This window comes from Martinezella sp. CNPSo 3732, from assembly GCF_057784515.1.
Genome location: NZ_JBXSOO010000010.1, coordinates 1 through 25,919, shown reverse-complemented (window position 1 = coordinate 25,919; position 25,919 = coordinate 1). Strand labels below are relative to the sequence as shown.

Below are 25,919 nucleotides of genomic sequence, written 5' to 3'. Positions count from 1 at the left end.
GAATATGAGATTCAATTTACGCGAATCAGCGATTTTGAAGGCGCCATCCGCCACGAATGATTCGCGTTTCGATCATAAGGCTGCGGCGGAAACATCAATTCTTACCGTATGTTCACGACAGCTTTCCTATACTCGCTATCCGCGAACTCAGGTCGGCCGTCGAGCGGGCGGGGTTTTTCATCGCAGTTCTTCCGCTAGTATTATGAAGAGGAATGGCGGCCGTCGAAGGCAGTTCATCCTTACCGTCAGGATGCGCAAAACGCATTCGTCAACATTTCTTTGCAAAAGGTCTGCAATTGGCCACGTTTCGGTAAAAGCCGCGCCATAGTTCGCATGAAAATGGCTATCCGGGCTTTTGTCAAAAGGAGCGGTCGATGGATACGCAGCCTATGAGATGGTGGAATGGTCAAAGCGAGACGACCCGAAGGCTGGGTTCCGGACTTGCTATTTGCGGCACCGTTGTCGGTGCTCTCTATGTCATTGTTCAAACCGGTCCCGTCGACCGCACCATACAGTTCATCGACGACAGCGGCAGCATCGCGATCAATCGCGCGGCACTCGCACCGCAGCTTGCCATGAACCAATTGCAGTTAGCGGTTGACGCAAGCCCGGCAAAGCCGCAGATGTCAGTGCCAATTCCGCAGCCTTCGCCGCTTGCTGTCATGGCCAAGACCAGCCCGCCCGGAAAGCGCATTGCATCGCATTCCGACGCAGCGAAGACCAAGATCGCGTCATCCGGTGACGCGGAACATTTCGACCGCTGCTTGCCGCAATGCGAAACACAAGACCCGCTGATAACAGGTCGCTCGGAATATGCAGAGGCAACTCCGCCTGTTGCAAACGACGATCCGCCTCCCGTGCTGGAGGAAAGGGTGGGATTTCATCCGCTTGCCGGCGCACGCAACCTTTTGAACAGAGCGGTGGATGCCCCAGGGGTGATGTTGCGCCGCAGCCGGCAGATGATCGACAATGTGGCCCGCGCAGACTGGTAATGGCACACATGTCCGCGCCCATTGCCGATATCAAGGCAACGGGCGCAGACTTTTGCTCTAAAGCGAAGGGGCGGCAAGCCGCCTATAGGCCACCAGCGCTTGCCGTGCTGCGCAGCAGCCGGCAAAGGCTGACAAGACCAGCATCGAAATTGCCGGAAGCCGTCACCTGACGACAGGCAATCAGCATACGCTTCTGCTCAGCGCTCGACATGGTGCGGAAGGCGGCAAGCGTGCGCGTGCTCGATCCCGTGCCGGAATTGCCCGAACCCAGCCCGAAGCCGCTCGCGCCGCCGGTCCCTCCGGTTGCCATACCGGTTCCGCTGGAACCGGTACCACCCGTGGAGCCGGTGCCGCCAGTCCCACTACCGGTTCCACCGCCGCTTCCGCCGCCTGAACCGCTTCCTCCGACACCGACACCCACTCCAACGCCCACCCCGGATCCGCCGACGGAGACGCCAGCGCCGGCATTGACGCCGCTTGAGCCTCCGGCCGAAGCGCCGAGACCAGCGTTGACACCATTGCTGTTGGCCGATGCGCCCACGCCGGCATTCACTCCGCTGGAGCCACCAACCGATGCGCCGACGCCAGCATTGACGCCACTGGTTCCGGATACGGAAGCGCCCGCTCCGGCATTGACGCCATTCGTGCCGCCGACGGAAGCTCCGACGCCGGCATTAAGCCCATTGGAGCCGAGCCCGGCGCCCAAACCAGCGTTGATACCGCCCACCGACACGCCAACACCCGCGCCCAATCCGCCGCTTCCGGACCGGCTACCGCCGTGATCCGTACCGCCGCCGGGCTCCGCATAACTGGTCGAGGCCAATAGAAGAAGAGCGGATGCAGCGATTGCCATCCGTGAATATTGTACTCTCATGACTAAACTCCGTTTCAGCTTAGACTTTATGACAGTCTGGTTCTGATTGCCGGAGCGCGCGCACCGTAGAGTTGGAATGAAGGGGCTTACTTATTCTCCTTTCCTCCCAAGACTACATTATAGGACAATCTAAATTAGTAATGCTTCAATATAAAAATTCACGGATGGCTTGCATAATGACAAGGAGATTGGTTCCGAACAGACCAAAATGACCTATTTCGCGACAGGGTTACTAGGCTTCTATAGGATGAACGAGGCTTTTTCTCGAAAGCGTTCAGGAGCGTTCCGCCCACACCTTAGCCAACTCTACAAGCGTCTTTACGGCTCGTTCCATATCCTGCCGGCTCACCCATTCCAGCGGCGAGTGAAAGGCATGCCCGCCGGCAAAGAGATTGGCGCAAGGCAAACCCATGAAGGAGAGCCTGGAACCGTCCGTGCCGCCGCGAATGCTGCCGCGCACTGGCGTCATGCCGGCACGCCGGATGGCCTCGACAGCATTTTCGACGATTTCCGGATGGCGATCGAGGATCGTCTTCATGTTGCGATACTGATGCCGAACGGTGAAAGTGTGCGAGGAGCCGGGATAAGCTTTCATGACGTCCTTGACGATCGCCTCCAGCATGGTCTCCTTGTCGACAAGGCCTTGCTCGTCGAAATCGCGGATGATGAAGCCGAGCGAAGCCTTTTCCATCGAGCCGCTGATGCCGGTAGGGTGGATGAAGCCGTCGCGGCCATCCGTCGTTTCGGGAGCTATGTTCTTCGGCAGCCTGTCGACGATCGCGCCCGCAATCCTGATGGCATTTTCCATTTTTCCTTTGGCGAAGCCTGGATGGATGGCGACGCCATGGATGACAACCTCGACACTGTCGGCCGAGAAAGTCTCGTCTTCTATATGCCCCGCCGTTTCGCCATCGACCGTATAGGCAAATTGCGCTCCCAGCTTCTTCAAATCCACCTTGTCGACACCACGCCCGATCTCTTCGTCCGTCGTGAACAGAAGCTTGATGGTACCGTGGCGGATATCGGGATGGTCGACGAGATATTTGGCGGCCGCGACGATTTCGGCGAGGCCAGCCTTGTCATCGGCTCCAAGCAGCGTCGTCCCGTCCGACGTGATGATGTCGTTGCCGATCTGATCTTTTAGGGCAGGGTGCTCGTCAACGCGAATGACCTGCTGTGAATCGCCGGTGAGGCGGATATCACCGCCGGAATAGTCGCGCACGATCTGCGGCTTGACGTTCGTACCGGTAAAATCGGGCGCTGTGTCCATATGGGAACAGAAGCAGATAACGGGAACCGGCTTGTCGACATTCGATGGAATGGTGGCATAGACGTAGCCATGTTCATCCAGGTGTGCATCGCCAAGGCCGATCGTCAGCAGCTCCTCAACTAGGATGCGCCCGAGGTTCTTCTGTTTCGCGGTGGAAGGCTGCGTGACCGAAGACGGGTCCGATTGCGTATCGACGACGACATAGCGAAGAAAGCGATCGGTGACGGTATCGGTCATGACTCTGGCTCCAAAGAATCTCAGGGTTTACACAGCTATAGCGCAGCGCGAGTGCATGGATAAACCAATTCGCGCTAAGACGTTGATATTCGAAGCGGCTGCGCCGCACCTCTACGGAAAAGGCCGCTCCAGCGCCAGGCGAGAGCGGCCATATCATATGGTCAAAACTTTGAGCGAAATACTCAATCGACCGACGTCAGGGTCACCGACGTACCGGTAGCCGCGACGTTCAAGCCGAGCTGACCCGTGACGCTAACCGTCTGCAGGTGGATGGAGCCGGCGGTGCCACCGACAAGGATGTTCGTGCCCACGCCGGCACCTACCGTCGCTTCAACGGTCGCACCCTGGTAGAGGCCGCTCAAAGAACCACGATGATAGCCGGCTGTCGGCGCGAAGACGAGCCAAACGAGCCGGCTGCGGGTCGTAAAGCCGAGATCGACGCCCATCTTCCGGATCGCGCCGGTGTAATGATCGACACGACGCGAATGCCCGACCGTCGAATGGAAGGTGCAATCCATTTCCTTGGCGGAACCAAGGACATAGCCGACGCCGCCTCCGATATCGCATTCGAGATAGCCGATCTTCACGCCGTTGCGATCATCCGGCTCCTCGCTATAGGTCGCCGGCATGTCGGCTGCGCGCACCGCAGCGGTGCCCGCAACGATCAACGACGCCGCTGAAAACGCCAGGGTCAGGATTTTTCTCATCTGTTTTCTCCTTGTCAGAGTATTATGGGTGGCTGGCACCCTCGTGGTCGAGCCGATAGAATCAACCCTCAATTAACGTTCGTACGCGCAGAACGATCCCAAAATTAAGGCGGCTATCGTCATGATCCACCTCATAATATAGGGGGATCTATATACCGGGACACCCTTTGCCATTTCACGTTTTGCTACCGACTGAATCGCGCCGTACCGAATTGATGGCCTCTCGGACCAAATGTTCATCCGGCCTGCGTCTCCGCTTTCTGCGGGAGTTTGTCTTTTGCAGCGAAAGCGAAGACGTCGACGGGTTCGCCGAGACCTTTCAGAGGAAAGGCGCCGAGGCTTTCCATATCCCGCCGGCAGCCGGCCATGTCGACGAAGGCCTTGGACAGAAGCACCGGCCGCTTGACCTCCTTAGTCAAGGACTCCAGCCGTGAGGCGATATTGACGGCTGGACCGATGACCGTGAAATCAAGGCGTGTGCGCGAGCCGATATTGCCGTACATCACATCGCCGACATGCACGCCGACACCGTAGCGCAGCACTTCACGGCCATGCTTGCGGTTTTCCTCATTGAGCACGGCAACGCTCGCCTGCGCCTCGCTGATGGCAAGAAGAAGATTGTGACAGGCATTCGGATCGCTCAACGGGAAAATGGCCAACAGGCCGTCACCCATGAATTTGAGGATCTCGCCGCCATGCTTTTCGATCGGGTCGACCATAGCGTCGAAATAGCCATTTAGCAGCTCGATGACATCGTCGCGCGGCCACATGTCCGAGATGGTGGTGAAGTCGCGCAAATCGCAAATGAGGATCGCTGCACCGACGGTGGTGCCGCTGCCCCGCGTCGTGGCGCCAGCCAGGATCTTCTCGCTGGCATGCGGCCCGACATAGGTCCGCAGCAGCGTGCGGGCCATGATGTTCTTCAAGCGGATCTCCGTCACCATTGTCAGAGCCGGCAACAGGTCCTTCAAGAAGGTGATGTGCTGTTCGGCAAAACCGCCAGGAGCATCCGAGGCAAAGGTCACGATGTGGCGCTTGCCGAGCGTGTGATAAATGGGCCAGGCGATATAGTCGGTCAGTCCTTCCGCCTGCATTTCTTTATATAACGGATATTTCAGCTCCGACGTTTCACAGACCTCGAGATTTTTCCGGACTTCTGTAGCGCCATTGAAGATCTCGTTGATAGGGCTTGCCAGAAATTGCGGCGTATTCTCGACCCCGTAGCTGAAGGTCGCAATATCGGCCTCCTTCATGCCGGTGCGCCAAAGAATTCTCGCCCCTAGCCATTGCGGATGCAGCGTTCGGAAGTGCATCGTCGCTCTTGCGACCGGAACTCCGATTGCCCGCATTTTCTCGCAGAGTTCCACGAGGATATTGTCGATGAACCGCTGATCGCGGACATCGTTCATAAGCCAATCGAGGATCTTGCTTTGTTTCGTCGGCCAGTTGCCCTGGTCGTCCTGGTTCGAGGCGGTAACGGCCTCAATGGAAGATTGCATTTTCTATACCCCACAAATTCCGTCACCTGTCCTGGACAGAGAGCGCCATTCGGTCCGAAAGGAACTATACGCGTCTCGTCGTTGACCGGGAACGGCAATCGCCGTGATTTCGCAATTTCGTAATTTATGCGCCCAGCTATGGCGGCTGCGCCTTGAATCAGCCATAGGCTTCATATGGTTCCGCAACTGCTGCGGTGCAAGATTCCATTGAAGAGGAGAGAGGCATTGAGAGCATATCTGGCAGGCCCGGAAGTCTTTCTCCCGAACGCGAGGGAAATCCTCGATCGCAAGATCGCGCTGGCGCGCAGCTATGGCTTTACGCCGGTTTCGCCCGGTGATCTTGCCGTGCCTGAGACGGAGACGCGCCGGCAGCGCGGCCTTGCCATCAGCGCCATCAATGAAAAACTCATGGCGAGCGCCGATCTCATCATCGCCAATCTGACCCCGTTTCGTGGCATAGCGGCCGATATCGGCACGGCCTTCGAACTCGGCTTCATGTGCGCTCGCGGCTGCCCGGCATTTGCCTTTTCCAATTGCGTCGATAACCACTTCGAGCGTGTGAACAGGCTTTATGGCGGCGAAGTTCAGCTCGGCGAGGACGGACGCCACCGTGGTCCCGACGGCATGGCGCTGGAGAATTTCGATATGGCCGACAATCTGATGCTCGACGGCGGCATAGCGGCACGTGATGGCGTCATCGTCACGCGCCAGGTCGCACGGGATCAGCTCTTTCTGGATCTGACGGCCTTCGAGGAGTGCCTGAGCCTTGCGGCAAAGAAATTATTGAAGCACGTCACCAGCGCATAATGCGCCGGCTATTGATTGGCGCGCCCGAACTTCACCATGTTCCGAGAGCGGCATCGATCGCCCGTGCTCTTGCGGGAAGCTGGTCATAAGCGGCAACATCCGGCTCGGCAAAGGCCGCCAGTCCGAGCGATGCGAGAATATCGCTCCCTTCCGGATCGTGGTGCGCCTTGAGAAGAACGGCGCGCAGGGCGTCGACAATATCCGGCGATTGCTGCCTTGCGGCCACCAGCAAGGGGAAGGGTGCCGGTTTTGTGGTAGCAACAATCCGCAATGGCGCGATCATGTCCGGCTCGTGCATTGCCATCAGCTGGAAGGCATAGGCGTCGATGGCTCCGACATCTATCGTATCTGAACGAATGGCGTCGACCACGCCACGCGGATTGAGAAGCGGACCGACGATTTGTGCCGCTGCCGGCCCATTCGCAAGCGTGGCAAAGAATTCCCTCGGCGCATTATAGCCGGACTGAGAGTCCCGCACCGTCCAGCCCCAGCGTGCGGTTGCAAGATCCGCTTCTGTGAGCGACTTGCCTGGAGCAGCGACGATATAGCTCGCATAGACTGGCTGTCCGTTTGCCCAGTCCGCCAGAGAAACTGGGGCTGCCAATGGCTGCGGGCGGTCCGCCGGCGATAGCTGGGAGAACGGAAAACCGCACATGAAGACGGCGCCCATATCCGGACGTCCCCATAGTTCGGACAGAGGTGCCGGAGCCGCATGGGCAATGACTTCGAGCTCGACGCCTGCCCGATCGGCAAGCCAATGAAAAAGCTGATTCCAGAGGCCGGATATTTTCGGGCTCAGATTGTACATTCGTGAGCAGGCAATGGCCGCGGCAGGCGATATCGTCATGGCGCGTCACGCAAACCGGAGGCGCTGGCCGAGATTCATGCGCTTTGCCTTTTCGACCATGGCTGCACCGAGTGCGACGTCGGTAGTGCTCAGGCCGCGATGCCAGAAGAGGATAGTCTCGTCGTCGCTTTCGCGGCCCGGCTTCGTACCGCACACGATCTGGCCGATCTCGGCATGCAGCGTCTCCGCCGTCACCTTACCCTCATCGACATGACGGCGAAGGGCACCAAAGGGACGCCCCGGTCCGCATTGTCCCCAGTCATCGACAATCACCTTGTCCATGATATCGGTCAGGTCGAATTCGAGCGCGCTCATCGTGCCGTAAGGCACGACGAAGGCGCCTTTTTTGACCCAGACGGTCTTGAAGAGAGGCGTCGGCTCCGGCAGCCGGCTTGCCTCAATCATAATATCGGCGCCTTTCAGACAATCCTCCCAATTGTCCGTCACGATGATTTTCTTGCCGAGATCCTTTTCCAATCGTGCGGCAAAGGCATCGCGGCTTTCCGGACGGCGCGAATGCACGCGGATTTCATCGAAATCGAAGAGGTGATCGAGCAGCCGCACGTTCCAGTAGGAAGTGCCGCGCGCGCCGATATGGCCGAGGATCTTGCTGTTCTTACGGGCGAGATGGCGCGCGCCGATAGCGGTGACCGCACCGGTGCGCATGTCGGTGATGGCAGTCGCATCGATGATCGCCTTCGGTACGCCCGTGCGCGGATCGAAGAGATTGAGAACCGCCAGTTCCGAGGGCAGGCCCTGCTTGTAGTTGTCGACGAAATCGCCGACGACCTTGACGCCGGCATAATCGAGCGGCTTCACATAGCCACGCAGCACATTGAAATGACCCTTGTCGGAGCTCTCGGGCACGAGATGAACGCGAGGCTCGATAACCGTTTCGCCGCGCCCCTGCGCATCGAGCGCCTTGGTCACGGCGTCGAGTATTTCGTCGTTGGAAAGTGCCAGCGCCTTGGCGTCGATGGCGTTGAGATAGTCGATCCAGATTTCCTGCATTACCGTTCTCCAGGCATGTCACCGGCCGTGCCGGTCTATCGGATGATGCAGGCCGCCCGACGGCCTGCGAGAAAGCGAGGCGGCGGGGCGAACCACCCTGTCGCCTTTTCGATTAGGGAGCAGCCTTCGCGGCGGTCTCTGCGATAAATTCCGTAACTCTCTGAAAATCAGGACCTTGCGCACGGTCTTCCTCGAGCGGTGCCACCAGCTGGCGCACCTGTCGATAGGCGCCCAGCGTCCCGCTGCCGAGCTCGCCCGCCACGCCGCGCAGCTCGACTGCCTGCGCCGACGCGACAAGTTCGATTGCCACGAGATAACGCATTCGCTCGATCATTGCTTCGATCTTGCTCAGGACGCTCGGCGCCATCGACGCCTGATCTTCGACACCATCGGCGACCGGGATCGGTGTGAGCGATACGGGATTGGCCAGATGTCGTATCTCGGCCTCAAGCGCAGAGACCGTTTTCTGCACCGTGGCAAAACCCGTTCTGCTCTGCCCGAGCGAGGTCAGGAAGCGCGGCAGCTCCGACATGCCCGGAGACATGATTTTCATCGCTCTATAGGCGGTCGCCGCCGCACAATGAGCGATGGCCTGACCGAGCCGCTCCCATGCGAGAACGAAGGCCGTCATGTCGAAATTGCCGTGAGACAGGATAAGTCCCTCGTCGGCGAGCACGACGGGATTGTCACCGGAGCTGGCAAGCTCGATCTCGGTTGCTGCGCGCGCTTCACCGACCGCGTGGAGTAGGGCGCCCCAGACCTGCGGGGTACAGCGATAGCTTAGAGGATCCTGCAGACGCCGTGCCGCACCGTCGACAAAAAGAGAGCTCCCGGAAAGCAGCTCGCGAAGTCTCGCCGCCACCTCGCGCTGGCCGAAGGCTGGCCTGGCCGCCAGCGCCCGGTCATCGAAGGCAGAGACGTTTGCCCGGAAAGCCTCGAAGTTCAACGCAACTGCCGCAAGCGACCAATCAAACAGCCGCTTGATATCCTCGATGCAGAGGCAGGCCTTGCCAACCGAAAGGCTGTTGGCGACCACAAGCACGTGGCCATCCTTCGGCGCAATCGGCAAAGGTGCTAGGTCAGCCTTTGATAGGGCATCCCGCGCCGGCATGATCGCGCCATCGAGTTCTGCCTCGCCATCCCCCAGCAAAGCGCGTCCCATATGCGCCAAGGGCGCAAGATCGGCGGCACCGATCGAACCGAGCGAAGGAACCACCGGATGAAAGCCTGCATTCAGTGCGGCGACGAGACCGGCGAAAACCGGGAGCGATACGCCGGAGCCGCCAGCCGCCATACCGGCAATGCGAGCCGCCATCATCGCCCTGACGGTTTCGCGTGGCAGCGCCGGCCCAACTCCGACGGCACGGGCTTGCGGTACACGTAATTGAAAGGCGATCAGGTCGTCCGTGGCGAGCCGGGTGTCGACCCCGGCGCCCAAGGCTGTGGTCAAGCCATAAACAGGCCGGTCGGCCGCCAGATAGCGTTCAACGACAGCGCGCGCAGCGTTAATTTTGTTTTCGACGTCACGCGAAATCTCGATCCGTGCGCTACGGCGCGCGATGGAAGTAATGTCGCTTATCTTCGGTGCGGTACTGGTGAAACGCACGATGGGTATGGCTTCGGTCACGCCTGTTTGCCTCCAGGAAAAGCACTTATAGGCCGGTGGCTCTTTCTCGATCCAGCCCCCAGATTGCATTTGTTGCCGGATGGCTAAGGAGTCGCACCTCTCGCTTGAAGATCACGAACATTTCCTTGTCAGCTCCCCGATTAACGATCGAATGCATTCGGGACCGCGAGAGCAGGGAGACATCAACGGGTGCGGTAACGCGGATCATCAGGCGATGCTCAGCATGAACAAGCTGTTGCCGTTTGAATATTCGGATTGTTCGGCGGACTTGTCACGCGACTGCCTTAACCGCCGTCATTTCACGTTCCATGGGTTGATGACGCTTAAACCGGCAGCTTCAAAAGGGCCTGTATCGCGCGTGGCAACCACAAAGCCATGTGAGGCAGCCGTGGCGGCAATATAGCCGTCCGCCGTGCCAATGGATTTGCCTGCCGCCCTCGCTAACGCCATCAGGTCGGCATAGGCTTGCGAGGCGTCCAAGTCAAAAGGCAGAACCCGCTTGGCAAAAGCCGGCAAAACCTCTCTTTCCAATCGGTCTTGATAAATCGTGCGCCGCTTGCCCTCGGGCATCGTAGCCAAGCCGAAGCGAATTTCGGCAACGCTGATGATCGAGAGGTAAAGTGTTTCGATCATCTGCGCATCGATCCACGACAACACATTCGGATCGGGCGTGACCTTCCACAGCTCGGAAATGACGTTGGTGTCGAGAACGATCATTCGAAACTAATCGGCTCGACCGGGGTCTTGTCGCGAAGCTGGTTGAAACCCTCGGCTTCGGCTTCGGTTAGCCCCCCCGCTTCACGAGCGATGGATGTCAACAGCGAACCTAGCTTCAGACGGCCTTCCGGCTTTGCCGCCTTTTCCAGAATGTCGCGGATTTCGGCTTCAGTGCTGCGACCGTGCATAGCAGCTCGCACCCGGATCGCGCGATGCACCTCATCCGGCACATTACGGACTGTGATTGATGCCATTGCTTCGCATTCTCATATTTGAGTGCATTGATGGCAATATATAAGATTGCAATCAAGCAAAGCAAGTGGAATCGCGTTTGGCCGCATTTTACTGCGCTCCAGCATGAACTGCCGGCACCCAGTCTTTGCTGCTTGTTTTGGCGACTCCAAAATAAGCCCCTTTGATTGCCGATACCGAAGCGGCAATGGCGACGAAACACCATTGCCGCTCTTCGCACAAATCATGTGCTGGCGATCCTGCTAACCGCCGATCATGAGCCTCACGACTTCCTCATGATTGGTGTCGGCGATGTTACGCTCACCGGCGACAATCCCTCGACGCAGGACGACGATGCGGTCGGAGACGGCGAAAATATCCTGCAGATTGTGCGAGATGAAGATGACGCCGCGCCCCTGCGCCTTCAGCGACTTGATAAGGGCCACGACCTTGCGCTGTTCGGGCACACCGAGTGCAGCGGTCGGTTCGTCCATGACGAGAATGCGGGCATTCCAGTAAACCGCACGCCCGATCGCGACCGCCTGGCGCTGACCACCGGAGAAGTTGCTAACCGGCGCATCGAGCCGCTTCACATGGAAATCGAGCTCCGCCATCGTCTTGCGCGCAGCCTCCGCCATAGCCTTCCGGTCGAGAACCGGCAGAAAACCGAAGAGCTTTTTCATCGGTTCGCGCCCAAGGAAGATGTTGGAGCCGATCGTCAGGTTGTCGGCAAGCGCAAGGTCCTGGTAGATCGTCTCGATGCCTTTCTCTCGCGCATCCTGCGGCGATGAGAAGGTGACGGGCTTGCCTTCGATCAGGATTTCACCGGCGGTCGGTGGATAGACGCCGGAGATCGCCTTGATCATCGTCGTCTTGCCGGCGCCGTTATCGCCCGCAAGTGCTACGACTTCACCGGGCCGGACGACCATGGAGCAATTGTCGAGGGCACGCACCGCGCCGAAATAACGCGAGAGATTGCGGACCTCGAGGAGGGGAGTTGCACTATTCATCCTGTTTTGCTCCGCTGAACCGGCGCTGCGCCTGGTCGATGAGCACCGAAATGATGATGACGATACCGACCGCGATGAATTGCCAGAACGGTTCCACGTTCATGAAGACGAGACCGTACTGGATGACGGCGATGACGAGAGCGCCGGCGACCGTGCCGATAATCGTGCCGGAGCCGCCGAACAGGCTGGCGCCACCGATGACGACGGCAGCCACGCTATCAAGCAGAAGGGGCTCCCCCGCCTGAGCCGCGCCCGCTGTGAAGCGGGCTGCATAAAGCGCGCCGCCCAAGCCGGCGCAGACGGCCGAGAGAATATAGAGCCGCAAGAGATGGGACTTGATGTCGATGCCGGCGCGGCGGGCGGCCTGGGCATTGGCGCCGACGGCGTAGTTGTGCTGGCCGAAGCGCGTCTGGCTCAGCAGGTAGTGCATGATGACCACGAAGGCGAGCGTGACGATGACGAGATAGGGAACACCATAGAACCGCCCGTTGCCGAGTTCGGCAAAATAGGAATTCTTGACCGGCACGGTGGTGCCGCCGGCAATCAGGAAGGCCGTGCCGCGGGCGACGCCGAACATGCCAAGCGTGCCGATGAATGGCGGAACCTTGAGACGGGAGATCAGGAGACCGTTGATGAAGCCAGGTACGGCGGCGGCCAGCATGGCAACGAGAATGCCAAACACCATCGCGACCGGCAGCGGCATATAGAGCCCGGCGATATTGGCGATATGCGCCGCGACGACTGCGGCAAGCCCCATGATGAAGCCGGTCGATAGATCGATGCCGCCGGAAATGATGACGAAGGTCTGTCCGATCGCCAGCAGCAGCGGTGCCACCGCGAAGATGGCAACGGACTGCCAGTTGAAGCTTGAGCCGATGAACGTGCCGCCGAAATCGATCCGCGCCCAGATCTCGAAAGTCACGATGAGCGCGGCAAGAAAGAGCCATGCACGCAATTGCGCGATGCGGTTTAGGATGGTTTTTGCCTGGTCGCCATGGTCCGCCTGCGGCGCCACGTGCTGATCCGCCTTGCGGACCTCTGCATTGTCGATTGTCATGGACTGGTCCAAACTGAAGCGTTGAAGGCGCGAAGATCACGGCGCCGTTCGCTCTATCATCGTTGGATGATGTGCCTCGCCTTTCGGCGAGGCACAGACTATCTCCGGATTAATCGGAGTAGATGAACTTCGCGACATTCTTATCGGCGACGTTCGATTTGTCGATGACCGTGAAGCCGGTGCCGATCGCCGTCGGGATCGAATTGCCGGTCAGGTGCGCATAGGCTGCCATCACACCGAAATAGCCGATTTCAGCCGGATGCTGTGCGATCGCCAGATCGACGAGGCCGGAGTTGATGTTGTCGACGATCGACGTCGGCGCATCGAAGGCGACCACGCGGATCTTGCCCGTCTGGCCAGCCTGCTGCACGCCGTTGGCAGCACCGAGAGCGGAGAACAGATTGGCCCCGAAGACACCATCGAGATCGGAGTTGCGGGCGAAGACCGCCTGCAGCTGCGATGCCGCCTTGTTGGCGTCGTCGTCATTATACTGCGTCTCCAGAACGGTGATGTTCGGATATTTTTTCATTTCCTCCTTGAAGCCCTGCTCGCGCTGATCCGTGGTCGAGATGCCGGGCTTGACGTTGGAAACGTAGACCTTGCCCTTTTCGCCGACGGCTTTCGCCAGCGCGCGTGCGGCAATCGCGCCGCCGAGCAGATTGTCGGACGCGATGTAGGCCAGCGGAAAATCGGCATCGCCTTTGCCGGTCTGGTAGACACCGGTACCGATGAACGTATCGACGGTGATGACCGGGATGCCGGCATCATTGGCTTTTTTCAGCGGCTGGATCAGCTGGTCCTTGTCGGTCGGTGCGATGAGAATTGCATCGGGCTTCTTGGCAATCACTGCATCAAGGACCGGAACTTGTGTCACCGGGTTGAAATCGGGGCCACCTTGGAACACCAGCGTCGCGCCGATGGCCTTGGCCGCGGCTTCGGCGCCCTTGCGCATGGTGATGTAAAAAGCATCGGTCGTCAGCCCCGGTATAAGGGCAATCGTAAATTTCTTGTCTGCAGCTTTGGTGGTACCGGCAATAGCGGCAACACCGGTAGCGAGCGATGCCACGGCCGAAGCCTTCAGAAATGAGCGGCGCTCCATAATTTTCCTCCTCTTGAAACCGAACCTCCCCTGTCCGGCAACGCGATAATCAGTGGGTTACCGCGGCACGTCAAGTAATTTTTTTCTGCAAGGAATTTCCTTTATCTTGTTGATATAGCTACACAATTCTGCCATGCACACGATGCCCACATCCGCGGGGGACATAGCGTCGCACGACGGTTCAGGATTATTTCGCATTTATGCCGTCTGCCCGGACGGCGGCGCCTGTCATTCGCGCTCGAAGACCTTTGAAAGCCAGGTCATGACAGCCTCCATATCCGGTTCCTCCGTCTGGTCGACCGTCATCACGGCACCACAGCCCATGGGTTCAGCCCGATCGGCAAGCGCTATCAGTTCGGGCACATATTCGGCACCCGGATGTCCCGGCAGCCGCTCCTTCAGCCGGCTGGCATAGCGCTCGCCCGCGACCGATCCAGGCACCTTGCACCAAAGCTCGGCGACATGGTCTATTTGCGCAGCATTGAGATAACTCTCCAGTTGAGCCTTCGGCTGAAAGCCGAACCATGCATCGACGATGAAGGTCGAACCCGTCGGCGCCTCCGCGATAAAAGACCAGATCGCCTGGTAGCTCGCCTTTCCCAGCGTCCGATTGAAGTCGCGGTCGACCGGACCGATGTGCTGCAGGAACGGGTTCTTGATGCCGTCGAGAGACAGGATCGGCCAGCCGGTCCGCAGCGACAAAGCCTTGGCCAGCCTGCTTTTGCCGGAAGCCGGCACGCCGTTGACGAGGACAACCCGCTTTCCTTGCGGTAGGACATCAGCGCCGAAAATCAAAAGCCCCGAGCCGATCACGCCGGCATCGTCTGCAAGCTTCGCCGGCAATATGGCGGGGCAAAACCAGGGGGCGGGTGCCGGCAAGTCGGCTAGAGCCCGCGCAGCATCACAGCCGAGCCCGCCACCGAGCAGGATAATCTCCGGGTCCATGGTCGCTGCGATATTGTCAAGCGCAGCACGCAAAGGTGTTGCCCATTGGCGCAGCACGCGGACTGCCGTATCGTTTCCTTCTGCCGCCATGTCGAAGATTTCGCGGATTGTCGTCACCGACAATCCCGCTTCAGCGATGTGTCGGCGCAAAGCGGTTCCCGAACTGAAGGTTTCGACACAGCCGCGTCTGCCGCAAGGGCATGGCGGGCCATCCTGCGATACACAAATATGGCCGAGTTGTCCGGCCGCCTTGTGTCCATGATAGATGCGCCCGGCATGGGCGACGGCACCGCCAATGCCCGTCCCGATCGTTAGCATCGCGACGTTCTGATAGCCTTTGGCACCACCGATCCGCATTTCTGCGATCAGCGCCATGCTGCAATCATTCTCGATGACAACAGGTTTTTGCAGCGCTGTCTCAAGCCGCTTTACGAAGTCGACGCTCGAGAGGTTGAGGATGCCGCCAGACAGAATTTCGCGACTGTCGACATCGACCCGCCCTGGTATGCCGACACCAATCCCTAAAACTTCAGGAGTGTCGAGAGTGCGCGCCATCGCGATCACGCGCTCCAATGCCAACAGGGGATCGGTCGGAGTTCTTTCCGACAGCTTTGCAAGGATCTCGCCCTGGGCAGAGACGAGGGCAGCGCGAATATTCGTGCCGCCAATATCGACGCCGATGGCGATATCAGCCATGGGCGCGCTGCCTTTGATCAGCGCCGTGCGAGCCTCTGCCCTTGAAGTGCGTCGCGATGACGGCCTGGATTTCGCGAAGCCTTGGCACCGCGACCGTCTCCAGCCGATCCTTCGTTACCGAACGGTCGAGCGAGATGCAGTCTTTCCAGAGCGAGCGACCGGCGATGACGCCGGAAGCTCCGTTGCGCATGGCATCCTCGACCTGGGTGAGAAAGGTTGCATGGTCGACGCCGGCCGACAGCACCGCCCAGGGCACGTCGCCCGAAAGGCGCGTGACTTCGGCACAGGCTTCCGACGAGCCCGGATAAGGGATTTTCAAGACCTTCGCGCCGAGATCGAGGCAGATCTTGCTGCCGCCGACGATCAGAGAGGGTAGTTTCGCCTTGTACTCGGCCTCATCCTCGTCTTCGAACTTGTAGGTCAGGAATTCAACGACCAGCAGAAGATCCTCATGCGCGAAATCTTCGATGCATTGCTTCAAGATCTGAATATTGTGGGCATTCGCCGCATCCCGATCCGAGCGCAGATAGACCATGATCTTGCCGCCCGTTGCCCCCAACTGACGCACGCGGCGCGCGGAGATGCCGGGAACCAGCTTCGACAGACGATAGCCCTCCGGCGACGTATCCCAGCCGGAAGCATCGAGGCCGATCAGCAGTGCGGTATCGCGCTGAAGGACACGATCATCGACCAGCGCCGGCACGGCGCAGATGGGATCGACCAACACGCAGGACGCCTTGCTTGCCAGGAACCGGGCGATATCGGCCTTCGTGTCCCCCAGCACCTTGTCGGAGATCGCTGCCTGCTCGGCCGGATCCCTGGCCAGAAGGCTGCGCATGCCGCCGCGCTGGTCACAGGCAATCACCATCATGGCGCCGTCGCTGCCGCAAATCTGCTGGTAGCCGCGCATCTCCGCTGTCGTCAATTTCGTCATGTGATCCTTCCTCCAGCCGTTGCGAAACGGCACCCATACGGGCACGCCTTCCCCACTCCTCGAAGAGGGCAGTGCTCCTTAAATTGAGGACTCTCATGCGCGGTATAAACGTTGCGAAACCGGGCTTTTTAAGCGATAACTCCTCAAGTGGCGTATGTGTAACACATTGCAGAAAGGAATTTCAAGCTGAATTCATCTCAATCGCAGGAGGCTGCGGCAAATCGCGCGTTGCTGCACACGGTCGCCAAACTGCACTACCAATCCGATATGGCGCAGGTGGATATTGCCAGGAAGCTCGGCCTGTCGACGGCGACGGTTTCGCGGTTGCTGCAGCGAGCCCGAGCAGTCGGGATCGTCCGGATTGAAGTGATCGATCTTTCACCTGCCGAGGACCTGAGTGCCGCACTGATCGACGGCCTGAAGCTGCGCACCGCTGCGGTGATCGATACGCCGTCATCAAATGTCTTGAGCGCGCTTGCCGCGCCTGTCGGCTCGCTTCTGCAACAGGCGGGCCTGCGTTCGGGTTCGACGCTCGGCATCGGTTGGGGGCGGGCGGTGCGCGAGGTGACAATGGCGGGCCTGCCGCAATTGCCCGGCATCGTCACGGTCGCGCTGAACGGTGGCATGCAGCATGCAGCGCCTCACTTTCAGATAAATGAATTCGTACGCCAGGCGGCGATCCAGATGGGTGGCGTGCCGCATTTCCTGCATGCGCCTTATATTTCTTCGACCGAACTCCGGGATGCATTTCTCGGAGATCCCACAGTCCAGCAGGTGACGTCTCTCTGGGACAGGCTGGACGCGGCAATCGTCGGGGTCGGACTGACGCATGCGGCCAACCCCTCGGAAACGGCGTTGCCGGGTGAAAAGGCGCTGAGCCAAGCAACCGGCGACGTGCTGCGCCACTACGTCACGGAAGAAGGCGAGATCCTGCACTGGGATGGAGAGGAGGGCATGATTGCAGCCTCTCCCGCGCAATTGCGCAAGGTGCCGCTCTGCATCGCGGTTGCCGCTACCCCCGGCAAGGCAAGCGGCATTATCGGCGCGGCGCGATCGGGAATGATCAACGCTTTGGTCACCGATGCCAATACAGCGCAGGCTATCCTCGATCGTCTGTCGTCCCATCAGAAAGCCGAGGATCGATCCTGATGCCCTTTGACGACCGCTCCTTCGGCGCGTTCCTGTTCGACATGGATGGAACCGTCCTGAATTCGATTGCGGTCGCCGAACGGGTCTGGACCGCGTGGGCGGAAAAACGCGGCGTCGATGCTATCGCCCTGCTGGCGACCGTTCATGGTCGCAAGGCGATCGAGACGATCACCCGCCTCGGCCTGTCAGGGATCGACCCCGCCGAAGAGGTGAGGGTACTCACACAGGCCGAAATCGATGATGTTGCCGGCGTCGAACCGATCGCGGGCGCTATCGGCTTTCTGAAAAGCCTGCCGTCCGATCGCTGGGCGATCGTCACCTCCGCCCCACGCGAACTCGCCAAGGTCCGCATTGCGGCAGCCGGTATTCCCTGGCCGGAGATTCTGATCGCGGGCGAGGATGTGCAACATGGCAAGCCGGCGCCGGACTGCTTCATCTTGGCTGCAAGGATGTTGGCGCAACCTATTGAAGAATGTCTTATTTTTGAGGATGCACCAGCGGGGATAGAGGCAGCAGAAACCTCGGGTGCTTCCGTGCTCGTGATCAGCGCGACCCATCGGACGCCGTTATTCACGCGGCATCCGACTATTGAGGACTATGATCGCGTGAGCGCGAGCATCGATGCAAATGGTCATCTGCGTCTCTGTGCCAGACCCGATTGACCGGCCCCTCACCGAAACGGATCGTAGCCCGGCTTTTTATAGATCGTGTCTGACTTGCCCTGGATGTCGGGAACATAGACCTTCCCGGCCCAATCGGACATCGCCACATCCTCGATCGCGACGGAAACCGAACTCTCGTCAACGCCGAGTGTTTCGATGACCGCCTTGGCCAGATTTTCAGCCACGGCATGCTTCATTGCGTCGGTTCTTCCTGCTGCCATTTTCAAAATAATATGGGGCATCGGGTCATTCCTGTGTTTGTCGGAGATTGTCGGGCCGGTAAAAGTCTCCGCCGGACCAAGCTCCATGCTCTTTGCTTGTCCGCATAGGAAAAGCACTGAGAGGATGAAGCTTGCTGCGGAAGGGTGCGTTTCATGGCTATCCTCTCTTCGATCTGACCTAGCCTGCGACGTCACTCATGGGGCTTTCGGCTCCGGCTCGACGTCTTTGCGGAGCAAGGCAGATATCCGCATCGGATTTCGCAGCGATCCGGACGAATGGCGGCCGCTGCTACACCTTAGGGAATCGCAAAAGGAATGTAGGACGATCCGGATGCCGGATTAGCACCTGAATGCTGAAAGCACTTATGGCGCCTGCTCATGAATGCATTGCTGCAGCCTGCCGGTAATGCCGGCAGGCTGTCGTGATCGAAGACGCAAGGGAACGTATCTTGATAGCCTGTCAGGCCGCTCGAGGCAGCATCGATTTCAGGTTCGCGTTGCCAGCCAGCGCCTCGATTGAGGGCGTGACGCGTCCGGCAATCAGCATCTCGCTGAGCTTGATATCCTTGGCGACCTTGTTGCCGGGGCCGACACCGCTTGCGGCGACCAGCCGCTGCTGGTCGTCGAGATGAAACAGGATGAAGGCACCGTCCCCGAGGTCTCTGCGCACAACCATGCGGCCCTCATCGGCAAGGCCGGCGATCTGCAGCGTATGATCGAACTGGTCCGACCAGAAATAGGGAACTGCCTGATAGCTGCGCGCCGCCCCCATCAAATTGGCGGCGGCGAGAATGCCCTGATCCTGCGCATTGCGCCAGGCTTCGAGACGTAGGCAGCGCCCGCCATACAAGAGATGCGGAAACGAGCAGCAGTCGCCGGCGGCGTAGATATCGCGCTCCGATGTTTCCAAATGCTCATTGACCGCAATGCCGTTATCGATCGCGATACCGGCCCGAGCAGCAAGCTCGGTGCGCGGCTGCGCGCCGATCCCGACGACGAGCACATCGGCCGAAATCGCGTCTCCATCGGAAAGTGAAATATCGACACGCTGCTCATCCGCTTCGAGCCCGAGAACCGCCACGCCACATTTCACGACGACACCATTGCCTTGGTGCAGGGCAGTGATCGTTTCGGCGATCCGTTCGGGGACACCGCGCTTGAGAATACGCTCCTGCGACTCGATGACCGTAACCTTCGCTCCGCGGCCGCGCGCCGAAGCGGCGACCTCCAGGCCGATGAAACCGCCTCCAAGCACTGCAATATGCATATCGGCTCGGACAAGGGAACGGAGCGCAAGCGCATCGTCGATTGTCCGCAGATAGACTATCCGGCGGCTGAGGGGCGCGTTCGGCAGTCGCCTTGGTACCGCACCGGTCGCCAGCAACAGTTTGTCGTAGCGCAGCGCCCGGCCATCGGAGAGGAACAATTGCTTTGCGGACGTGTCGATGGCATCGGCCGAGGTGCCGCCGATATGACGGATTGCCTGCTCCGCCAGCACAAGATCGCTGAGGACAGCGGGCAGCTTTGGCTCTGTCGCATCGAGCAAAATCTGTTTAGAAAGGGGAGGCCGCTCATAGGGGAGATGGACCTCGTCGCCGATAAGGGTGATTGCGTGCCGGTAGCCGTTTTCCCTGAGGCTCAAGGCGGCGCGCGCGCCGCATTCGCCGGCACCGACGATGATGATGCCCGCATCGCCACTCATGCGCCGAGCCCGATCATGACGCGATCGCCTTCCACTTTAACCGGATAGGTCTTCAGATTGATGCAGACCGGAGCACCGCGCGCTTCCCCCGTCTTGTAGCTGAAGCGGCCATTATGCTTCGGACACTCAATCGTATCGTCCATGACGAGCCCGTCTGCCAGATGGATTTTTTCATGGGTGCAAAGTCCATCCGTGGCGAAATACTCATCGTCAGGGCTGCGATAGATCGCAAAGGTTCGCCCGGCGTGATCGAAGCGGACAACATCCTCCTGATCGATTTCATCAGCAGCGCAGGCATCAACCCAGTTCGTCATTTCTTCCTCCTCATTGCAATCGCCGCCAGGCGTGAAAGGCATCGCCCAATCCTGGGAGCAGGCTGCCGTTGCGCTTTGATCGCGCATCGTTTTTCCTCCCGGCTGGTTTCAAGCATGCGCGAAATGACCCTTCACATTCCACGCCGATTATGATCATTTTTCATCAGGAGGAGCGAAATGAAGAAGGCACGTCTCGTGGACATCGCGGCCGTCGCTGGTGTCGGCCTTGCGACCGTTGAACGCGTTCTCAACGAACGCGGCAGCGTCAGGCCACAGACGGCGGAGAAGGTGGTGCTGGCCGCAAAGCGCTTAGGCTATAAGGGGATCATCCCAAGTCTCTATCGTGGCACGATCCGCATCGAAGTCATCCTGGTCAGGCCGGAGTCGCCGTTCTTCAGCAGGCTCAACCATGCCTTCGAGCGGATCGCTGCCTCACTGGATAGCTCGATCACGGTCCAACGGACCTTTGTCGAAGAAAGCGAGCCTGAGAAGTTTGCCGCGCATGTGGCCAATAGCAGCATTCGCCGGCATGGCCTGATCGTTGCGGCAGTCGATCATCCGGCAATCCGCGAGAGCTTGCGAAAGGCGCGTGCCGCCGGCATCGAAGTCGTCCAGATCGTTTCATATCTCACGGGAAGGGACGACGTGTTCGTGGGGATCGACAACTATGCCGCGGGCCGAACCGCCGGCTTCTACATGTCGCGGATGCTTCGGCACACGGCGGGAAGCATTGTCGCCATCTGTCATAGCTGGGCCTATCAGATTCACCGGGAGCGCATTCGTGGCTTCTCCGATTATCTCGGTTCTCAGCGTGGTTCGGCACTGCAGTTTTCGGAAGTCGTATTCGGCTGGGATGACGACGTGAAATCCGCGGAAGTGATGACGCAGGCGCTGCGTCGCTGTCCGGATATTGTCGGCATCTACAATGCCGGCGGTGCCAATCTCGGGGTCGGCTCGGTGCTTCAGCGCTTTCAGGAACGACAGGGAAGGGATTGCATCTGGATAGGGCACGAACTCAATGACGAAACACGCCGCTTCATCACCTCGGGACTGATGACCCTCGTTTTCGATCAGGCACCCGAAACCCAGGCAAGGCGCGCACTGGATACGATATTATCGCGAATGGGGATTATCGACGTGCCAGTCAGCCAAACGCCGGTTCCATTCCTAACCTATACGGCGGAGAATATTGCCACACATCCACTCACCGATAAGTGATAAGGCCGGAGCCTGCGGAAGGAGGGCCGTAGGCTCCGGCATTTCCCGCCATCAACGGCCGATTGAACCGGTGGCGGGGGGGAGCTCAATTCGCGCGTATGGAGCATATAGCGCCTTTGGCAAGTCCTTGAGATCATCGCCCGGCCGGAGAAACCCGGCCGGGCTTCGGCTCTTTGCTAGCTCGTCGTGCCGGAGCGACGCGCTTGCTTCTCCGCGTATTTCTTGGCGCGCTCCATGAAGCGCTTGTTCATGCGGTCCTCGGCCTCTTTTGAGCCGTCGTGGAAGGTGCCGAACCACTGGTCGAGCGGGATCACGCCATCGGCATAATTGCACTCGAAGAATTTGTGATGGAGATAGTGATCATAGGCGTGGGTATCGATCCCGGCTTCCTCACCGATCACGATCTTGTCGAAACCGGCATGGCCCGGAGCCGGCGCAAGTGCCGCATGGGTCAGATGGAACAGGGCATGGATCGGATTGGACGGTACGATCCAATGGATGAGAACGCCGGAGAAATACAGGAGATGCTCGACCGGGTGCATGGCAAGGCCGGACCAGGGACCGGGATTGACGTTGTTGTGATGCAGCTTGTGGACCGCATGATAGAGTGGCGGCCAGTGGATCAGACGATGCACGAGATAGAAATGCAGATCGCGGAACGCCGGGATCAAGAGCATGATGATGGCGCAATAGATCGGGTGCTCGGCGAAGTCGACATAGGGAATGATGCCGTTCGCAAAGGCCCATAGCGTCAGCACTTCAAAGGCTGTCCAGAGGGGTACGGCGCTTGCAAAGGTCCAGATCACATTGTCGACGGTCTGGTTGCTGAAGAGGAAGGCCGAATTATCCTTCGACGGCCATTTGCTGTTGTATTTGAAGCTCGTGCCCTGCTTCTTCTGCATGTAGAGACGCAAGTGAAAGGCGCCGAAGAACAGGAAGACCAGCGCGGCATTGCGCAGGAAGAGATAGGCTATCCAGCCTGGCGCCAGCGTCTTCATGGTCTCCATGGAGGGCGTCGCGTAAAGCCAGAGCAACGTTGCGACGACGGCATAGACGACATTCCAGGGCATCAGATAGCCGGGATATCCGAAGAACCATTTCAGGAACGCGACCGGTTTTGCCGGCCAGATGAAAACAGGCGGATATTGCAAGAGCTTATTGGGCTTCCAGTCGCCGCGCTTGTCGCGCGTGCCATAGAACGTGTCGTCCATGATGTGCCTCCCGATGAATGAAACGATGCGGTCAGTGTCAGCGGCATCGGCTGGAAACGACAGCATTGATTTGATGAAATTTGCTCACGGCGGCGGGAAATTCGCCGGGCCGCAATCGGGGAAGGGGAGGCCACGGCCCCGCCTTCCCGTACACCGGCAGTCATGCTCTACGTTGCCGGCGCTTTTCCACTCAGTTGAGGCTCTCGAATTGAACCATGTTCTCCTTCGTCACAAGCTTGAAAGGGATCCAGACCTCGCGGTCGATCTGCTCGCCCTTGATGGCCTTGATGGCCGTATCGACGGCGCCGCGGCCCTGCGCCTTGGCGTCCTGGAACACGGTGACCTTGAGGTCGCCCGACTTCATCGCCTGCAGCGCATCCGGCGTCGCATCGATGCCCGCAACGATCGTCTTATCGGTCGAACCGCCGGCGTTCTTGATCGCTGAGATCGCGCCAAGTGCCATTTCGTCGTTGTTGGCAATGACGGCATCGAACGACAGGCCAGAGGTCAGCCAGTTCGAAACGAGATCGGCGCCATCGACGCGGCTCCAATTGCCGACCTGCTCGCGCACCACCTTGATGCCGCTGCAATCACCGGTCTTGAGCACGTCATGCACATCCTGCGTCCGCTGGCGGGCCGCCTGGCTGCTGAGGTCGCCGACCATGATGACGACCTCACCCTTGCCGTCGAGCATGCGACAGACTTCCTTCGTCTGAAACGTGCCGGATTCGGTTTCATTCGAGCCGACGAATGCCTGCTTCTTGCCGAGCGTGGAGAGATCTGTCGGCTGGATATTGACGTAGATCAGGGGAATGCCGGCATCTTCGGCAATCTTGCTGATCGCCGGCGTGCCGTCCGAATCCACCGGATCGACGATGATGGCCGAGACACCGCCGGCTGCGAAATTGCGCACCTGATCGAGCTGCTTGTTGACGTCGTTGGCGGCATCCACCACCTGCAGATCAAGGCCCTTGGTCCTGGCATAATCCTGCATGCCATTGGCGATCAGGGTCTGGAAATTGGTCGTCAGATAGCCCATCGAAACGCCGATTCTGTCGGCGGCGTAGGCTTGCGACGACAGCACCAGCGCGAGCGCGCTTGCACTCAGAAATTTCAACATGTTCTCCTCCCAGGAAACGGCGGCCCACCTTGACCGCCTGGAAAGAGTTACCGACGGGGCAGATCGGCGTCCGGGAGTATTTTGATGAAAAACCATCACGCCAAGGCTCTCGACCAGGCGAATATATCCGCTTTGCGGTGAAAAGCGCCGATGATCAAAATCCATCATCGCGCTCACTGGCCAAGCCCCGGGATTCGTGATCTGAGCAAGCCACCCATACGGGAGGACCTATGCAGAACTTGCTTATATTCCAGTCGCTCTGGTCTATGGAGCGGCGTAGTGCGAGATATCCAGAGCTTTCCCTGGAGGAAAGCATCGATAAGATAGCAGCTGCCGGCTTCGATGGCGTCAGCGCCCACTGGTCCGATCGCAATTTTGTCTCCCGTGTCGCGGGTCTGCTCAAGCAGCACGGCTTGCAGGCGGAAGGGCAATGCTTCCCGAAGACCGTCGACGATCTGAAACCAGTGCTCGAGATCGCCGCCGAATATGATGTCCATCACATCTGTCTGCAGCCGGACGTGCGCCTGCGGCGGCTTGAGGATTGCATTCCTCTGCTGGAGGGATGGCAACGCCTGGCGGAAGAGGCCGGCATCGATGTCTGGATCGAGACGCATCGCGATCGCATGACGACGGATCTCTTCTTCACGCTCGACCTGCTCGATCGCCTGCCGGACCTGCGGCTGCTCGGCGATATCTCCCATTTCCTTGTCGGGCGGGAGTTCGCCTGGCCGGTATCCGAGGAAAATCACGCCCTTATTCATCGGATATTGGACAGCTCCTGGGCCTTCCACGGCCGCATTGCCTCCCGCGAACAGGTTCAGATCGAAATTTCCTTCCCGCATCACAGACCCTGGGTCGATCTGTTCCTGGGCTGGTGGGAATATGGCTTCAAAAGCTGGCGGAAGCGCGCCGACAAAGACGCCACACTTGCCTTCACCTGCGAACTAGGGCCGAAGCCCTATGCCATCACCGGAAGGGACGGTGAAGACACGACCGACCGCTGGGAAGAATCGCTGCTGATGCGGCAAGAAATACTCGATTTATGGGCGAAGGTATCCGGCTAAGAAGTCAAATTAGATATCGATCATAGGCTATTGATTTTGGAGGATTTTCTATGGACGTAAGAGCAGCGGTCGCGGTTGCGGCGGGCAAGCCGCTTGAGGTGATGACGGTTCAGCTGGAGGGGCCGAGAGCCGGCGAAGTGCTGATCGAGGTCAAGGCGACCGGCATCTGCCACACCGATGATTTCACCTTGTCCGGTGCCGATCCGGAAGGCTTATTTCCGGCCATCCTCGGCCATGAGGGTGCCGGCATTGTCGTCGATGTCGGTCCGGGCGTCACCTCGGTCAGGAAGGGCGATCACGTCATTCCGCTCTATACTCCCGAATGCCGCGAATGTCCGTCGTGCCTCAGCCGCAAGACCAATCTGTGCACCGCAATCCGTTCGACCCAGGGCCAGGGTCTGATGCCGGACGGCACTTCGCGCTTCTCGATCGGCAAGGACAAGATCCATCATTACATGGGCTGCTCGACCTTCGCCAATTATACCGTGCTGCCGGAGATTGCCGTTGCCAAGGTCAATCCCGACGCCCCCTTCGACAAGATCTGCTACATCGGCTGCGGCGTCACCACAGGCATCGGTGCGGTCATCAACACCGCCAAGGTGGAGATCGGCGCAACCGCCATCGTCTTCGGTCTCGGCGGTATCGGGCTTAACGTTATCCAGGGCCTGAAGCTTGCCGGTGCCGACATGATCATCGGC

27 protein-coding genes are annotated in these 25,919 nt (G+C 59.3%); 8 read left to right on the top strand and 19 right to left on the bottom strand.

What is annotated here, in order from left to right; translation table 11 throughout:
- Positions 1–374: 374 nt before the first annotated feature.
- A complete protein-coding gene (locus AC13RM_RS17515; protein WP_488555353.1) occupies positions 375–992 on the top strand; it encodes a hypothetical protein in 618 nt (205 codons plus the stop codon).
- Positions 993–1,074: 82 nt separating this feature from the next.
- Here the strand turns inward: AC13RM_RS17515 and AC13RM_RS17510 are convergent, their stop codons facing one another.
- From AC13RM_RS17510 to AC13RM_RS17495, 4 genes are all read right to left on the bottom strand, one after another.
- Complete coding sequence (locus tag AC13RM_RS17510) at positions 1,075–1,866, bottom strand: hypothetical protein (RefSeq protein WP_488555352.1); 792 nt, start codon at positions 1,864–1,866, stop codon at positions 1,075–1,077.
- A 274-nt stretch (positions 1,867–2,140) separates the two neighbouring features.
- On the bottom strand, positions 2,141–3,373 hold the full coding sequence (gene pepT / locus AC13RM_RS17505) for a peptidase T (RefSeq protein ID WP_374818009.1): 1,233 nt from the start codon (positions 3,371–3,373) through the stop codon (positions 2,141–2,143).
- 182 nt (positions 3,374–3,555) lie between these two features.
- Positions 3,556–4,080, bottom strand: a complete 525-nt coding sequence (locus AC13RM_RS17500) for a DUF992 domain-containing protein (RefSeq protein ID WP_113233295.1) — start codon at positions 4,078–4,080, stop codon at positions 3,556–3,558.
- Between the two features lie 236 nt (positions 4,081–4,316).
- Positions 4,317–5,579 carry an adenylate/guanylate cyclase domain-containing protein gene (locus tag AC13RM_RS17495; protein ID WP_374818007.1) on the bottom strand — a complete coding sequence of 421 codons (1,263 nt, stop codon included), beginning with the start codon at positions 5,577–5,579 and terminating at the stop codon, positions 4,317–4,319.
- A 225-nt stretch (positions 5,580–5,804) separates the two neighbouring features.
- Between AC13RM_RS17495 and AC13RM_RS17490 the strand changes: the two genes are divergently transcribed.
- Positions 5,805–6,386: a nucleoside 2-deoxyribosyltransferase gene (locus AC13RM_RS17490; RefSeq protein WP_374818005.1), complete on the top strand. Its 582-nt coding sequence runs from the start codon at positions 5,805–5,807 to the stop codon at positions 6,384–6,386.
- A gap of 31 nt (positions 6,387–6,417) precedes the next feature.
- Here the strand turns inward: AC13RM_RS17490 and AC13RM_RS17485 are convergent, their stop codons facing one another.
- From AC13RM_RS17485 to AC13RM_RS17440, 10 genes are all read right to left on the bottom strand, one after another.
- Complete coding sequence (locus AC13RM_RS17485; protein ID WP_374818003.1) at positions 6,418–7,233, bottom strand: phosphate/phosphite/phosphonate ABC transporter substrate-binding protein; 816 nt, start codon at positions 7,231–7,233, stop codon at positions 6,418–6,420.
- A gap of 6 nt (positions 7,234–7,239) precedes the next feature.
- The gene (locus AC13RM_RS17480; RefSeq protein ID WP_374818001.1) at positions 7,240–8,244 is read right to left on the bottom strand and encodes an ornithine cyclodeaminase family protein; all 1,005 of its coding nucleotides are present in this window, start codon (positions 8,242–8,244) and stop codon (positions 7,240–7,242) included.
- Positions 8,245–8,356: 112 nt separating this feature from the next.
- Positions 8,357–9,871 carry an HAL/PAL/TAL family ammonia-lyase gene (locus AC13RM_RS17475; RefSeq protein ID WP_374817999.1) on the bottom strand — a complete coding sequence of 505 codons (1,515 nt, stop codon included), beginning with the start codon at positions 9,869–9,871 and terminating at the stop codon, positions 8,357–8,359.
- 294 nt (positions 9,872–10,165) lie between these two features.
- Positions 10,166–10,588, bottom strand: coding sequence for a type II toxin-antitoxin system VapC family toxin (locus AC13RM_RS17470; protein ID WP_374817997.1), 423 nt, complete (start codon positions 10,586–10,588; stop codon positions 10,166–10,168).
- Positions 10,585–10,842: a FitA-like ribbon-helix-helix domain-containing protein gene (locus tag AC13RM_RS17465; RefSeq protein WP_374817995.1), complete on the bottom strand. Its 258-nt coding sequence runs from the start codon at positions 10,840–10,842 to the stop codon at positions 10,585–10,587. Before AC13RM_RS17465 ends, AC13RM_RS17470 begins: the two co-directional genes overlap by 4 nt.
- A gap of 240 nt (positions 10,843–11,082) precedes the next feature.
- Positions 11,083–11,829, bottom strand: coding sequence for an ATP-binding cassette domain-containing protein (locus AC13RM_RS17460; protein ID WP_015343065.1), 747 nt, complete (start codon positions 11,827–11,829; stop codon positions 11,083–11,085).
- On the bottom strand, positions 11,822–12,886 hold the full coding sequence (locus AC13RM_RS17455) for an ABC transporter permease subunit (protein WP_374817992.1): 1,065 nt from the start codon (positions 12,884–12,886) through the stop codon (positions 11,822–11,824). Before AC13RM_RS17455 ends, AC13RM_RS17460 begins: the two co-directional genes overlap by 8 nt.
- A 109-nt stretch (positions 12,887–12,995) precedes the next feature.
- Positions 12,996–13,985 (bottom strand): substrate-binding domain-containing protein, encoded by a 990-nt coding sequence (locus AC13RM_RS17450; protein ID WP_113233287.1) that lies wholly within the window; start codon positions 13,983–13,985, stop codon positions 12,996–12,998.
- Positions 13,986–14,213: 228 nt separating this feature from the next.
- Entirely contained in the window at positions 14,214–15,626 is a 1,413-nt protein-coding gene (locus tag AC13RM_RS17445; RefSeq protein WP_374817990.1) for an ROK family protein, read from the bottom strand.
- The gene (locus AC13RM_RS17440) at positions 15,619–16,560 is read right to left on the bottom strand and encodes a tagatose-bisphosphate aldolase (RefSeq protein ID WP_374817988.1); all 942 of its coding nucleotides are present in this window, start codon (positions 16,558–16,560) and stop codon (positions 15,619–15,621) included. Before AC13RM_RS17440 ends, AC13RM_RS17445 begins: the two co-directional genes overlap by 8 nt.
- 228 nt (positions 16,561–16,788) lie before the next feature.
- Between AC13RM_RS17440 and AC13RM_RS17435 the strand changes: the two genes are divergently transcribed.
- Complete coding sequence (locus tag AC13RM_RS17435; protein ID WP_374817986.1) at positions 16,789–17,709, top strand: sugar-binding transcriptional regulator; 921 nt, start codon at positions 16,789–16,791, stop codon at positions 17,707–17,709.
- Positions 17,709–18,371 carry an HAD-IA family hydrolase gene (locus AC13RM_RS17430; protein WP_374817984.1) on the top strand — a complete coding sequence of 221 codons (663 nt, stop codon included), beginning with the start codon at positions 17,709–17,711 and terminating at the stop codon, positions 18,369–18,371. Before AC13RM_RS17435 ends, AC13RM_RS17430 begins: the two co-directional genes overlap by 1 nt.
- Positions 18,372–18,379: 8 nt before the next feature.
- Here the strand turns inward: AC13RM_RS17430 and AC13RM_RS17425 are convergent, their stop codons facing one another.
- From AC13RM_RS17425 to AC13RM_RS17415, 3 genes are all read right to left on the bottom strand, one after another.
- Positions 18,380–18,679 carry a tautomerase family protein gene (locus AC13RM_RS17425; protein WP_285203767.1) on the bottom strand — a complete coding sequence of 100 codons (300 nt, stop codon included), beginning with the start codon at positions 18,677–18,679 and terminating at the stop codon, positions 18,380–18,382.
- Positions 18,680–19,052: 373 nt separating this feature from the next.
- Positions 19,053–20,294, bottom strand: coding sequence for an NAD(P)/FAD-dependent oxidoreductase (locus AC13RM_RS17420; protein ID WP_488555351.1), 1,242 nt, complete (start codon positions 20,292–20,294; stop codon positions 19,053–19,055).
- Positions 20,291–20,608: a MocE family 2Fe-2S type ferredoxin gene (locus AC13RM_RS17415; protein WP_488555381.1), complete on the bottom strand. Its 318-nt coding sequence runs from the start codon at positions 20,606–20,608 to the stop codon at positions 20,291–20,293. The genes AC13RM_RS17420 and AC13RM_RS17415 overlap by 4 nt, the downstream gene beginning before the upstream one ends.
- A gap of 177 nt (positions 20,609–20,785) precedes the next feature.
- Between AC13RM_RS17415 and AC13RM_RS17410 the strand changes: the two genes are divergently transcribed.
- A complete protein-coding gene (locus AC13RM_RS17410) occupies positions 20,786–21,826 on the top strand; it encodes a LacI family DNA-binding transcriptional regulator (protein WP_488555350.1) in 1,041 nt (346 codons plus the stop codon).
- A gap of 176 nt (positions 21,827–22,002) precedes the next feature.
- On the opposite strand, the gene AC13RM_RS17405 is transcribed toward AC13RM_RS17410, so the two are convergent.
- Complete coding sequence (locus tag AC13RM_RS17405) at positions 22,003–23,037, bottom strand: sterol desaturase family protein (RefSeq protein ID WP_488555349.1); 1,035 nt, start codon at positions 23,035–23,037, stop codon at positions 22,003–22,005.
- Between the two features lie 190 nt (positions 23,038–23,227).
- Entirely contained in the window at positions 23,228–24,157 is a 930-nt protein-coding gene (locus AC13RM_RS17400) for a sugar ABC transporter substrate-binding protein (RefSeq protein ID WP_488555348.1), read from the bottom strand.
- Positions 24,158–24,186: 29 nt separating this feature from the next.
- Between AC13RM_RS17400 and AC13RM_RS17395 the strand changes: the two genes are divergently transcribed.
- The 3 genes from AC13RM_RS17395 to AC13RM_RS17385 all read left to right on the top strand — a co-directional run.
- Complete coding sequence (locus tag AC13RM_RS17395) at positions 24,187–24,357, top strand: hypothetical protein (protein ID WP_488555347.1); 171 nt, start codon at positions 24,187–24,189, stop codon at positions 24,355–24,357.
- Between the two features lie 30 nt (positions 24,358–24,387).
- Positions 24,388–25,221, top strand: coding sequence for a sugar phosphate isomerase/epimerase family protein (locus tag AC13RM_RS17390; protein WP_488555346.1), 834 nt, complete (start codon positions 24,388–24,390; stop codon positions 25,219–25,221).
- Between the two features lie 50 nt (positions 25,222–25,271).
- Positions 25,272–25,919, top strand: a 648-nt coding sequence (locus AC13RM_RS17385; RefSeq protein WP_488555345.1) for an alcohol dehydrogenase catalytic domain-containing protein, incomplete at its 3' end; no start/stop codon positions are given.